Origin of the sequence: Mucilaginibacter inviolabilis (assembly GCF_011089895.1) — a bacterium.
GTDB classification, from domain to species: Bacteria; Bacteroidota; Bacteroidia; order Sphingobacteriales; family Sphingobacteriaceae; genus Mucilaginibacter; species Mucilaginibacter inviolabilis.
Genome location: NZ_JAANAT010000001.1, coordinates 672,149 through 685,407 on the forward strand (window position 1 = coordinate 672,149; position 13,259 = coordinate 685,407).

Annotated in this window: 10 protein-coding genes and 1 tRNA gene; 8 read left to right on the forward strand and 3 right to left on the reverse strand. The window is 38.6% G+C overall.

Features of this window, described 5'->3' with window-relative positions; all coding sequences use genetic code 11:
* Positions 1-42: 42 nt before the first annotated feature.
* Complete coding sequence (locus tag G7092_RS02835; RefSeq protein ID WP_166085980.1) at positions 43-1,386, reverse strand: site-specific integrase; 1,344 nt, start codon at positions 1,384-1,386, stop codon at positions 43-45.
* Between the two features lie 196 nt (positions 1,387-1,582).
* Positions 1,583-1,656 (reverse strand) — tRNA-Ile (locus G7092_RS02840).
* A 246-nt stretch (positions 1,657-1,902) separates the two neighbouring features.
* Here G7092_RS02840 and G7092_RS02845 point away from each other — a divergent pair.
* Complete coding sequence (locus G7092_RS02845) at positions 1,903-2,532, forward strand: HAD family hydrolase (protein ID WP_166085982.1); 630 nt, start codon at positions 1,903-1,905, stop codon at positions 2,530-2,532.
* Positions 2,533-2,561: 29 nt separating this feature from the next.
* Here the strand turns inward: G7092_RS02845 and G7092_RS02850 are convergent, their stop codons facing one another.
* Positions 2,562-3,437, reverse strand: coding sequence for a nucleoside phosphorylase (locus G7092_RS02850; protein ID WP_166085984.1), 876 nt, complete (start codon positions 3,435-3,437; stop codon positions 2,562-2,564).
* Positions 3,438-3,676: 239 nt separating this feature from the next.
* Here G7092_RS02850 and G7092_RS02855 point away from each other — a divergent pair, with 239 nt between their 5' ends.
* The 7 genes from G7092_RS02855 to G7092_RS02885 all read left to right on the forward strand — a co-directional run bounded on the left by G7092_RS02855 (position 3,677) and on the right by G7092_RS02885 (position 13,194).
* Positions 3,677-4,768, forward strand: coding sequence for a phosphatidylinositol-specific phospholipase C1-like protein (locus G7092_RS02855; RefSeq protein ID WP_166085986.1), 1,092 nt, complete (start codon positions 3,677-3,679; stop codon positions 4,766-4,768).
* A 119-nt stretch (positions 4,769-4,887) separates the two neighbouring features.
* Entirely contained in the window at positions 4,888-5,499 is a 612-nt protein-coding gene (locus G7092_RS02860) for a GDSL-type esterase/lipase family protein (RefSeq protein ID WP_166085988.1), read from the forward strand.
* A 32-nt stretch (positions 5,500-5,531) separates the two neighbouring features.
* Complete coding sequence (locus G7092_RS02865) at positions 5,532-6,260, forward strand: esterase family protein (protein WP_166085990.1); 729 nt, start codon at positions 5,532-5,534, stop codon at positions 6,258-6,260.
* 178 nt (positions 6,261-6,438) lie between these two features.
* Positions 6,439-6,978 (forward strand): RNA polymerase sigma-70 factor, encoded by a 540-nt coding sequence (locus G7092_RS02870; RefSeq protein WP_166085992.1) that lies wholly within the window; start codon positions 6,439-6,441, stop codon positions 6,976-6,978.
* A 120-nt stretch (positions 6,979-7,098) separates the two neighbouring features.
* Positions 7,099-8,160, forward strand: a complete 1,062-nt coding sequence (locus G7092_RS02875; RefSeq protein ID WP_166085994.1) for a FecR family protein — start codon at positions 7,099-7,101, stop codon at positions 8,158-8,160.
* 185 nt (positions 8,161-8,345) lie between these two features.
* A complete protein-coding gene (locus G7092_RS02880) occupies positions 8,346-11,714 on the forward strand; it encodes a TonB-dependent receptor (protein ID WP_166085997.1) in 3,369 nt (1,122 codons plus the stop codon).
* Between the two features lie 4 nt (positions 11,715-11,718).
* Positions 11,719-13,194, forward strand: coding sequence for a RagB/SusD family nutrient uptake outer membrane protein (locus G7092_RS02885; protein WP_166085999.1), 1,476 nt, complete (start codon positions 11,719-11,721; stop codon positions 13,192-13,194).
* The last annotated feature ends 65 nt before the right edge of the window (positions 13,195-13,259 follow it).

Genomic DNA, 13,259 nt, shown 5'->3' on the forward strand with positions numbered 1-13,259 from the left:
GAACGCATTATGCTTGACTAAATAAGATTTCATATCCTCATTTTATGACGCTATTGCCAATTCATTTGATTCAGCGTTTACTTCTAATGGCAATTCAATGCCGTCACCGGTCTGTTCAAGTGCAGCCCGGTCGTAATCAGCAAGAAGTGCAATTACTTTGGCCTGAACCTCGTCAATAATATCCCAATTTTTGGCGACATAAATATCGGTCACACGGTTTGACTGATCCTTGTGGTTCATGGCAAGGCCCACGTCATCCATACTGAAACGGCACCGGTTCCTTGCAAAATCGCCAAAGGCATGACGCGCATCGTAAAACTCTGCGTCTTTGTGGCCAAGTTCAGCGCCGATTTTTTTCATGCCACAAGACAGCGCATAATCCAGACTGTTATGGTCAACATAACGCGACTGCAAAGTTCCCGCATATTTCATATAAAGGGGGCGGGCTTCTTCAGGTATAAAAATGCTGATGAATGCCTGGTCACGCCTGCGGCTGACTGTTTTAGAACGGTTATAATCAATTCGCTTATCGGACGCTTTTGCAGGCTGCAACTTATACATATCTACTGCATTCATACCGCACATATAGAAGCTCAGCATAAAAAGGTCGCGGGCGAGTTCTATACGTGAGCCCGGTTTAGCTTTAAAGTCCCTGATCGCAATAACCTGTTTAATAGATAATTTTGGTTTGTCGGTCGGCAACGTCTGGGGAAGTTTATATTTCTTGAAGGGATAATGTTTCACAATGATCACTTCCTCATCTTCATCATTGTAAAAATTCTTGATCGTATTGAACAGCACCCGCAGATCGCGCATGTGATTATGCAAGCCGTTTACCGTCATGCCTTTTACTTTCCGGATACGAGGTCGCTGAAACTGATCCGGGCGGATCTGTACTCGTGGTTTGCACAGGAACTCTTCATACTTTTGAAGCATGTTGGCCCGGATATCTGTTATACGAATGTCTTCAGTTCCAAAAAAGTCGATGAGGCCATTAATGACAACTTTCATATTCTTGGCACTTCCTTCGCGGTGAAGTTTTTTCAGCTCCTCCATGCGTTTACGACCGAACTCAACAACATTGATATCTTCGGCCTTAATCTCATCTTTTCCGGTAAGTTCATCAGCCAGTTTAGATACCGAAAACGCGCTCAGCTTGATACCGAGTTCACCGACCTTTTTTCTGTATTCGGTTAATACTGGCTGAAGCATCGCCAGCAATCCTGTGTCTTTGATCTGGTTCTTTTTCCAGATTTGTTTAGCATTAACGAAATGGGGAGTTTCGATGTAGGTTGAACGACCATCTTTGTTCACCCTGATTTTTACATTCCATGTGCCATCCTTTTTTTTCTGACTGGGAATGATAACGGCATTTACTGTAGCCATGATCTTTGACTTTAAAGGCCCTCAAAACTGATAAATTCCGTTATCAATTATTTATCAATTTTTTTGAACCGAATTCGACAAATTTTATTGCTGAATTGCAAAGACACCCGACCGGGTTACCTAAAAAAGAATTAGCACAAATATAGGCTTTTTTTAAAAAGCAGGTCATTTTCTTTCAAAAATAACCTGCTCTAAGTGCGCCCACCTGGGCTCGAACCAGGGACCAAGAGATTATGAGTCTCCTACTCTAACCGACTGAGCTATAGGCGCTTACGGTTTTTTTGACGACCAAAAATCGTCATTTTTTTGGTTGATTTTTCACTTTTTTCAAAAAATTGACAATTTTTAAATTATCAATTTTCTTAAGGTCAAAATCGCCCTTTTTTACTACCTGCACCTAATAGAGCAGAGGATTATGAGTCTTCTACTCTAACCGACTGAGCTATAGGCGCGGTTATTTGTTTTTGTTTGCGGGTGCAATTTTACATATTTGCTGTCAAATTACAAAACTCTTTTATGGAAAACATTAAAAATATCATCTTCGATTACGGTAACGTTATATTCAGTCTTGACTTTTTACGGGGGCAGGCAGCTTGGAAAGAGTTGGGTATCAATAATGCCGCGGATTTTTTTGGACATAAACAACAGGATGAAATTTTTGATAAATTTGATAGGGGAGAAGTTACTGCCGATCAATTTAGAGCCTATATCAGGCAAAAAACAGGTAACCCAGAACTCACCGATGATCAAATTAATGCAGCCTGGAACAGTATGTTACTTGGAATTGAACCAGGTAATCATGAACTACTGTTGAGTTTAAAGGGTAAGTACCGTACATTTTTGTTAAGTAATATCAACGAGATCCATTACGGATATATCATGAACTATCTGAAAACTGACTTCGGATTTGATAGTAATGATCATATTTTCGAAAAAACATACTATTCTCATTTAATAGGTAAACGTAAACCCGAACCAGCAATTTTTGAGATGGTATTAAACGAAAATAATCTTAATCCTTCCGAAACATTATTTATTGATGATAGTCCTCAGCACTTAGCGACTGCACAAAAACTGGGTATACAAACTTTCTTAATGACTGCTCCGGATACTTTACAACAATTTTTTAAAAGGGAAAAACTATAATCTGCCAACTTTTAATAAATAATCGGGAACTAAGTTTTGACGATAGCTTTTAGTATTAACTCTATAAAGTGATCCATTACATTAAGGGGATCATTACTGAACTGGTTTGTTGAACGGTTAGCAAGAATAACATTAAATGAAAGTGCTTGATGCCCCAGGCAAGCGGCAAGGCCATATATTCCGGCGGTTTCCATTTCCAGGTTAGTAATTGAAGAACCGCTTGAGCTTTTAAAGGACGAAAGCATGGGCAGAAGATTTGGCGTTGATGATTTTGCCCGTACCTGCCTGCCCTGAGGTGAATAAAAACCCGGAGCAGTGAATGTTATACCGTGTGAAGCTATATGTTCGAATTGTTTGAGTAATTTTTTCCCTGCGGATGCATAGTAGGATTTAAGATCAAAGCGTGAAATAAGGGTTTCTTGGAATTCTTTTAAAAGTTTCTCGTCGCTATCACTTAACTCATGTTCGTAAAAATGCATAAGCGCGTCTAAACCAAAAGCACCGGATGATATCAGCAAACTATCAATAGGAATGTTAGGTTGCAATGCACCCGAAGTACCAATACGGATAATATTAAGACTACGAAGTTGGGGATGGATAGTGCGCGTATTAAGATCAATATTTACAAGGGCATCTAGTTCATTTAAAACAATATCTATATTATCAGTGCCTATGCCCGTTGAAATAACCGAGAGTCGTTTGCTACCTATACTACCGGTATGGGTAATAAATTCACGTTTACCTTTTTTTAATTCTATTTGATCAAAAAAGCGACTAACCCTGGGTACTCTATCTTGGTCGCCAACTAAAATAATGGTATCGCTTATATCTTCCGGGAGCAGGTTTAAATGATATATGCTACCATCATTATTTAAAATAAGATCGGTTTCTGAAATTCTTTCCACTTGGTTTGTTATTGGTTGATTAAAATTAATCAAATAAAATCAATAGAAGTTTCTGCGGCATTAACGTGAATCTATATTAGTTGATTAGATAATTCTTAGTTATTATTATTGTTAATGAACAGTTAATCTAAATGAAATATCATTGGAGCAATTTTGGAATAATTTTTAACTCGAGTTATACTATCTTAATAAAGTATATCATCGTAAATTGCTGAACGAATAACAACTCCATAATAAATATGAAAACCCTTTTAAGTGTACTTTTGATGCTGATTTTGCCTCTGCACCAGTGGAGTGATGGTGATGACAATGTGCCTATGAATAAAATACAGGTAATAGGATCTCATAATAGCTATAAGGAGGCTATTTATCCAACCTTATTTAAAGCTTTTCAAAAACAAAATCCTGAAGCCGCAGAAAAGATCGATTATGAGCATATTGGTTTATCAGATCAGTTGGACATGGGGCTTCTAAATTTAGAAATTGATGTTTATGCCGATTCAAAAGGGGGAAAGTATGCGCACCCGAAGGGTTTGGATTGGGTGAAAGATCAACCTCCATTTGATCCTGAAGGTGAAATGAAACAACCCGGTTTTAAAGTATTTCATATTATTGATCTCGATTTTCGCAGTCATTGTTTAACTTTTAAAGATGGTTTAAAACAGTTAAAAACATGGTCGGATGCGCATCCAGACCATAACCCCATTTTTATTACCCTGGAGCCTAAGGATGAAACTCCCAAAGATCCGAACCGGACTGCTCCGGAAAAGCTCACTGAACAAACTCTTGACGAATTAGACAACAATATCAGGGAAGGCTTAGGCAATAGCCTGATAACTCCTGACATGATCAGAGGTAAATATGCCACATTAGAAAGTGCCGTATTGCATGGTAACTGGCCAAAATTAAAAGCAGCGCGTGGGAAATTTGTATTCATAATGGATAACACCAAGGAAGATAGGGATTTGTACATCAAAGGCCATCCATCCTTGAAAGGCAGGGTTTTGTTTACCAATACTGATCCTGGCAATCCTGAGGCTGCCATGATGATCAGGAATAATCCAAAGGACCCTGCAATAAAAGAATTGGTTAAAAAAGGTTATATTATCCGTACCCGTGCCGATTCAGACACCGAGCAGGCCCGTGCAAATGATAAAAGTGATTTTATTGCAGCCTGCAATTCCGGGGCTCAGATTATAACTACTGATTATTATTTAAAGAGCACTCATTTTAAATCTGATTACGTAGTGAATTTTGAAGAAGGAAATAAATATTTTCGATTAAACCCCGCATTCAATAATACCATACAGAACAGTGGCACAGGAAAGTAAAGCAGAATTACAATAACCACTTTATTCTGGATCAAATAATAAATGAGGTGCAATATTTCGGCATATCTTGGCATTTAGCTGTAATTTTATACTTTTATCCCTATATTATAGCTAAGTGTATGTATTGGTACGAAGAAGAGGTTAAAGGACTTGAGAAAGAAAGGTTGAAATTGATATATGAACCCTCAACGTTGTTTTATGGAAGTTCATCGATAAGGTTATGGGATACATTATTTGATGATTTTAAACCATTTAAGCCAGCCAATTTAGGTTTTGGAGGTTCAACGCTTGCTGCCTGCTCCTGGTTTTTTGACCGCATTGTTGCCCCTTATGATGCTAAATCTATTGTTGTATATGCAGGTGACAATGATTTAGGTGATGGAAGACACCCCGAAGAAATATTTATTTTTTTTGAACAACTCGCTAATCAAATAGCACAAAGATTTGATGCTATCCCTTGTTATTATGTATCCATTAAACCCAGTATAGCACGCTGGGATCTCATTAATTCGCTTAGGTATACCAATAATATTATCGAGAATGAGATTATCAAACGGGATGACAACTGGAAATTTATCAACATTTATAACAAAATGCTGAATAAGGATGGATATCCTGACAAAGAATATTTTCAGACAGATGGCCTGCATTTAAGCAAAAAGGGATATGCGCTTTGGAAACAAGCTATCTACGCGCGGCTTTCGGAGAATTTTCACGCAGAATTAATATAAATATCACAACATAGAGGCATCTTGCATATAGTATGAACAGAGAATACACGCGATGGTATAGCCCGGTTCTTCAGAAAAATATGGAGATGCTGATATTTGGCTATAGCGGCGCCTCTGTTCTGTTTTTTCCTGCAAGAATGGGGCGGTTTTATGATTACGAAAACTGGCGTGTAATCGAATCACTACGTCATAAAATCGAAAATGGCTATATTCAGGTTTACTGCGTTGATAGTTGCGATACTGAAAGTTTTTATAGCTCAGGGTTTCATCCCTCGGTAAAAATATTAAGGCATATACAATATGAGCAGTACATCCTCGAAGAAGTTGTACCGTATATAGATGTTAAAAACCCCAATTCATTTAAAATTGTGGCGGGTTGTAGTTTGGGAGCTTATCATGCGGTAAATATATCATTAAGACATCCGGGTATATTTAATAAAGTAGTAGCCATGAGTGGCAGGTATGATCTTGCAACCAAAATTGGGCATTATGAAGATTTGTTAGAAGGCTATTGGGATGAGAATGTTTATTTTAATATGCCATTGCAGTATATTCCCAATTTAACAGATGAAAGTGAGCTGAAAATGCTAAGGCAACTGTGCATAGTTTTAGCAGTAGGGAAGGAGGATGTTTTGTTGGATAACAATTACACATTAAGTAATTTATTAACAGAGAAAGGTATTAATAATTCCTTATATCTCTGGGATAACGAAGCCCATCAAGCTCGTGCATGGCGCCAAATGGTAATTAATTACTTATAAGGAGGGCAAAACTCAATCAAACAACTTTACCCTAAGCCATCGTAGCCTAAATAAAGTGCGTATTGCATTAATGTATAAATATGCCAATATAATACCCTATTATGTTGTAATAAATTTACACTTTTGCCTATCAAGGTATTTCTTAATTAATTTAGGCTGTTAGTAAACGTCGTCCGTTGTGAGTACACAGGAACATATTCGTCGTATTCAGGTTAATGGAGATGAGGGAGCATTTAGTGAGCTTTATGCACTGCATGAACCCAGGCTCAATAAATTTGCCTATTCTTTCTTAGGCGATAGAGAAGTGGCGCAGGAGATTGTAAATGATGCCTTTTTGAAGATATGGACTGGTCGAGGAAACTTAGATAGGATAAAGAATTTACAGGTTTATTTATATGTATTGATAAAAAATGCCTGCCTGAACCATTTACGAAACACATCTACCCAGAAAATCAAGGAGCTGCAGCTTACTGAAACCTATTATTTCCGGCTATCTGTTGATCCTTCTCACTTACTCATTAGCAAAGAATTGGAGGCAAGAGTTTTGAATGCGGTTAACCAATTGCCACCTCGTTGCAAATTAATATTCAAAATGGTTAAAGAAGATGATCTCTCTTGTAATGAAGTAGCAACTATTCTCGGTCTCTCTAATAAAACCGTTTTTGCTCAGTTGGCTATTGCCCTTAAAAAACTAGATGACACGCTTGCCGGAAAATAAAATGTCGCCATCTGATAAATCTATTTTAATTTTTTTTAATTTCTTTTAGGAAAAAGTAGTAGTTGTGTGTCCTTAGGGAGTATACAATTATTTATGGGCAAATCCAGGTTTATAGAGTTAATGGCTAAAAGTATGGGCAAAACTGCCACTGCCGAAGAATTAGCCGAACTTAATACATTTCTTGAGCAGTTTCCGGAATCAAAAAAAATGTACCAGGTTACTATGGCATTAAAAGGCAATGAAAAGCAACCTGATGCAATAAAACAAAAAGATATCAGTACAAAGCTTGAGGAGCTTTGGTATAAGATAAAAAGCGCTGACGAAAATTCAGATACTTTTAATGGCACTAACAAAGTAAAGTCTTTATTTAAGTGGCAATGGGCTGCTGCTATTTTGGTATTAGGTATAGCAGGTGGCTTATTGTATACATGGAAACTTCGACAAGCAGATCAAGCTGCTAAGCTGGTTATGCACGAAGTTAGGGTTCCTTATGGAACAACCAGAAAGTTGATCATGCCCGATGGAACCAAGATTATACTGAATGCCGGAAGTATACTTACCTATCCTGAAACATTTGCAAAAAACACAAGAGATGTTAATCTTACCGGCGAAGGTTTTTTTGAAGTAACGCACAATGCCAAAAGGCCTTTCCTGGTGCATACCCATAAATTGACCGTAAAAGTACTCGGAACGGTATTTAATGTTAAAGCTTATAATAACGACAGAAATATCGAAACTACTTTACTCAAAGGTAAAGTACAGGTTGAATTGGAAAATAATCCGGAGAAAGATATAGTCCTGTTGCCTAACGAAAAGCTATTAGTGGCTAACAGCCAACTTCAAACCCATGCACAGGCTGTCGGTATTAAAGAAGCAAAAATAGAATACCAGGTCATTACCCTTCCACCTGTTAAAGCCGATGAGATTAAAGAAACTGCCTGGCTTGACAATCGGATATTGTTCACCAATGAGCTTTTTGAAGATGTTGCTAAACAAATAGAACGAAAGTATAACGTGCAGATTGTGTTTGAAAACCAGGCTCTTGAAGCCGAGCAAATAAGTGGTTTGCTGGATAAAGAGTCATTACAGGATGCTCTTCGGATCATAGAAGTAACAACCCCGTTCAACTACCGCATGGACGGAAATACAGTCTATCTGTCGAAAAAAGAGAAACAAAATTAATTTAACTAACCCCTAAAACTAACGCGTATGACATTGAAACATTACTTATCAGATTCCTGACATCCAAAATAAACAAGGGAAGAGCTGGCACTCCTCCCTGTAAAAACAAATCGGATTTTTATTAACAAGAGTAAGATGTTGTAACACAGGACTTACTCTATCCATTAATTTTCAAAACAAATGTAATGAAAAAAACAAGAAGGGTATTTCCGCTTCAGGGTGCCCCCGTATGTCTAAAAGTTATTTTGCTGATGAAAGCAGTTTTCCTTCTTATGCTGGTTACATGTATGCAAGTTTCGGCCACAGTGTATTCTCAACAAAAATTTACACTAAGCATTAAGCAAACCGAAGTAAGCAGCATATTAACCAAAATTCAAAAACAAAGTGATTATCGATTCTTTTACAACTACACCTCCATCAAAAAACTGGGTAAGGTTGATCTCGATGTAAAGGATGCTACTATCGATCAGATATTAAGCAGTCTTATTGATAATAAACTTTCCTACAAAATGGCCGATGATCATGTTGTGATCATATCCAACCAGCAAGATGCCAGCCGTCAGGCTATCATTAAAGGTAAGGTGATTGATAAAACAGGTGAGCCTTTGATAGGTGTAAGCGTTAAATTACAAGGCACCAATGTAGGTATCACAACGGATGTTAATGGTACTTTCAGTATCAATGCTCCGGACGACGGTACTTTGGAATTAACCTATATAGGTTATGCCAAAAAAATTGTACCTATAGCAGGTAATCACAATTTAACTATTACGATGGATGCATTACCGTCAGCTTTGAATGAGGTTGTAGTGGTGGGTTATGGTACCAGTAAAAAAATTGATATTACCGGCTCTGTAGCCAGTGTTAAAGGTGCCGATCTTCAAAATTTACCAGTAAGCAGTGCCGCTCAGGCGTTGGATGGCAGGGCCAGTGGTGTAAGTATTGTGCGTAATGATGGTTCGCCGGGTGCTGCCCCAAGTATCCGTATCCGTGGTACAGGAACTCTTAACAATGCCGATCCATTAATTGTAATTGACGGTGTAGCAACTAGCGATCCCAATGCATTGAGCGATCTTAATCCTAATGATATTGCTTCGATGGACATTTTAAAAGATGCTTCATCAAGCGCTATTTATGGTACCCGGGCTGCTAATGGTGTTGTTTTAATCACTACTAAAAAGGGATCATACAGTCAAAAACTGTCAACCTCTTTTAACTTTTACAGCGGTTTTTCTAATTCAACCAAATACATTGATCTGTTAACTGCTCCGCAATTGTATCAACTAAAAAGGGAACGTTATACCAACGATGGCGTAGCAATTGACACTCCATGGAATAACCCGTATTATTCTACCCAGCGAACAGATTGGCAGCGGGCCATTATGAAAACCGGCCATGTAACCAATGGGGATATCAATATACAGGGTGGAAATGAGCAGTCGAACTATTACTTTTCCACCTCCCTTTATAACGAAGATGGTATTATAGACAAAACCAACTTTAAGCGTTTTAGTACCCGTATCAATTCGGAGCATAAAATAAAGCCATGGCTTAAATTGGGCGAAAATATCCAGTTAACATATGCCAATAATAATGGGTTCGATAATAACAACTCGCAAACCGGCTTGATTTTTTCGGCTCTGCGTTTTAACCCAGCTATACCTTTGGTTAATCCCGATGGTACTTACGGCACGTCAAAAGCATTTGCAAACCAATTAGGTGATGTGAATAGTCCATATGCCACCATTCAGGAGGCAGATCGTTTTAACAAGAAATACAGAGCATTGGCTAATGCTTTTGCAGAGGTTTCATTCACTAAGGACTTGAAATTACGTGTTAATTATGCTTTTGATGGTACTATAACCCGTGGCTACAATTTCAACATAGCCGATGTTAACCAGGCCAGGCAAAATATCACATCACAATTAACGGAAACCGAAGGGGAATTATCATCTCAGTTGCTGGAGTCTTTTCTTACATACGATAAAGTATTCGGTAAAAGCCATGTTACATTTACCGGCGGCTATTCTTATCAAAACTTTAAAAACTATGGCTTTACGGCCTATAGATTAGGTTATGATGATACATCACCCGATCAAAGGGTACTAAATCAAGGAAATAGCCAATTCAATTCAAACGTGTTGGCAGCTCCATCGTCGTTGCAATCAGGTTTTGCAAGATTATTTTATGATTATGATGGCCGTTTCCTGGCTACAGTAACTTTTCGTGCGGATGGATCTTCAAAGTTTGCACCAGGTAAACAATGGGGGTATTTTCCCGCATTTTCATTGGGTTGGAGATTATCAAACGAAGAGTTTATTAAAAATATCAGCTGGATAAGCAATTTAAAATTAACTGGTGGTTATGGCGAATTGGGTAATCAAAATGTTAATCCTTTTCAGTATTTAGCTTTAATAAAAGTTGGTAGTACTTATGAAAATGGAGGCTATGCTTTTGGGGGCACTGGTGTAAGTGGTTCCGCCGTTACCAATCTGGCTAATCCGGATATTACCTGGGAGCGGGCAGCGATGACCAACATTAGTTTAGAAGCTGGATTTTTAAATAATAAGTTAAATACTACGGTAACATATTTCAATAAAAATACCAAGGATATGTTAGTTCCGTCCTCTGAAGTATCCACTGTTGGAAGTGTAACTATTCCCGATAAAAATATTGCTACTATGAACAATCATGGTATTGAGGTAGATGTTAACTATCAGGGCGGTAATAAGGTAAAATACTCCATCGGTGCCAATGCTTCCTTCATTAAAAATAAAGTTACCAAGCTTTACGGAGCAGGAGCATTTATTGGTTCGGTTGTTTATGGACGCTCAAGTCAGGAAATTTCCAGAACTTATGAAGGGCAGCCTATAGCTTCTTTTTATGGTTGGAAAACTAATGGGTTATACCAAACACAGGCGCAGATTGACAATGATCCTTATCTGAAAAACGACCCGCGCAAGAGCAGTATTAAGCCAGGTGATGTAAGGTTTGTAGATATAAACGGAGATGGTGTAATTGATGGAAACGACCGAACTTATCTGGGTAATCCCAATCCTAATGTGACCGCCGGTTTGCAGGGAAGCATATCTTATAAGGGATTTGATCTGTCTGCAAATTTTACTGGAGTATTTGGTGTGAGTTTATATAATGCCGATAGGATGCAAGGAATCGATCCAACTTATCCGTTTAACCTTTATGCGGAGGATATGGGCAGATCGACAGGACCTGGAACCAGTAATACTATCCCAAGGATGACATTAGACCGTAGCAATGATAACTATCGTACATCTGACCTGTTTGTAGAAAGCGGGAATTACTTCAGTCTTAAAAATGTAACATTAGGATACACTTTACCCGCAGTATGGGCTAAAAAAGCAGCATTAAGTAGCCTTAGGATCTATGCGTCGGGCCAAAATGTATTCATCATCACTAAATACAAAGGTTATACACCAGAGTTGGGTTATACAGATGGTAATGTGCAAAGAGGGGTAGATGTGGCTCAATACCCGTCACTCAGAACTATCACATTTGGTTTAACGGCTAAATTATAACATCATGAAATCGAAAATAACAATATATATACTTCTTGCCTTGGTACTATGTAACAGTGCTTGCAAAAAGGCGCTTGATTTAAAACAGCAGGGTGTTTATACCTCGGATAATTATTTCAGAAATGAGGTTGATGCCGTTAACGCTGTATCTGGGATTTACAGCTTACTGGAAGAAGAAGACTACACAGGTCATGCAGAAACTACCTTTGATGTTCCGTCTGACGATTACTGGCGTTCGGGTGACCATGGTGAAGATGAAGCGATAGAAAATTTAACTTACGATGCATCAAACGCAGCTATAAGATATCCTTATAAATGGAGGTACGAAGAGATAAACCGTTCTACCAACTGTATTATCAATATACCTAAGATCACCGCTATCTCAGCTGACGTTAAATCACGTAGTATGGGCGAAGCCTATTTTCTAAGAGCTTTCGGTTATTGGCGTTTGATGGTAATTCATGGTGATGTGCCTATCATTACCGAAGATGATTATACTAAGCAACTGTTTAATGTTCCTAAATCACCTATAGAGGACGTACGCAAGCAAATCGAATCCGACTTAAAACAAGCTGTTTCTTTGCTTCCTGAAAGCTATGGCCCTGCAGATCGTGGCCGTGTGAGTAAAGGAACCGCCCTTGGATTATTAACTAAACTATACATGTACTGGGAAAAATTTCCTGAAGCTATAGCAACGGGGCAGCAGGTGATTGCAAATAGCCATTATGCACTGGCTGCTAATTATCAGGATAATTTTACCCGGGCGAATGAAACTAGTACGGAGTTGCTTTTCTCTATCCAGGCAGTACAAAACGTAGTGCAGAATGATTTTACGGTGTATTATATTCCTCGTCCATGGGGAGGCTACGGCTTTAGTCAGCCATTGCAAGGACTTGCCAATGAGTTTGAGGCGAATGACTCGCGCAAGCAGGCAACATTATTAGGTGTTGGTGATCAGATTGATATTGGTGATGGTAAGGGACTTACTACCTTTACATCAGATTTATCTGCAACCGGTTATGTTTTCCGTAAATACGCGGTATTTAACAGCGCGGCAGCCGGCGGCGGTGTTGATCATTCTTTCGCAGTACCTTTAATGCGCTCTGCCGATATCTATTTGTTGGTTGCGGAGGCTTTGATCCGTACACAAGGAGCCGGGGCTGGTGACGCATTGATTAATCAGATCAGACATAGGGCTTCTCCTTTATTAAAACCGGTTTCTGGCGCAGGTATGAAAGAATTAATTCACGAGCGCCGTGTCGAGTTGGCTGGTGAGGGCGAACGTCATCAGGATCTGATGCGTTGGGACAAAGACAAGATCGTAGATATTGCTGCCATATACAATCTTCCGATCTCAAAAGCGCCGATAGATCAATCTAAAAATGTCATATTTGTTCGACCTAAAAATTATTATTTCCCGCTTCCGCAGGTTGAAATTGATAAGAGTAAGGGAGTTCTGGTACAAAATCCTAACTTTTAAAGGATGATAAAATAAATTGCCGGTAATCGGGGTAATAAATTCTCTTGCAGAATAATTTGTTCTGA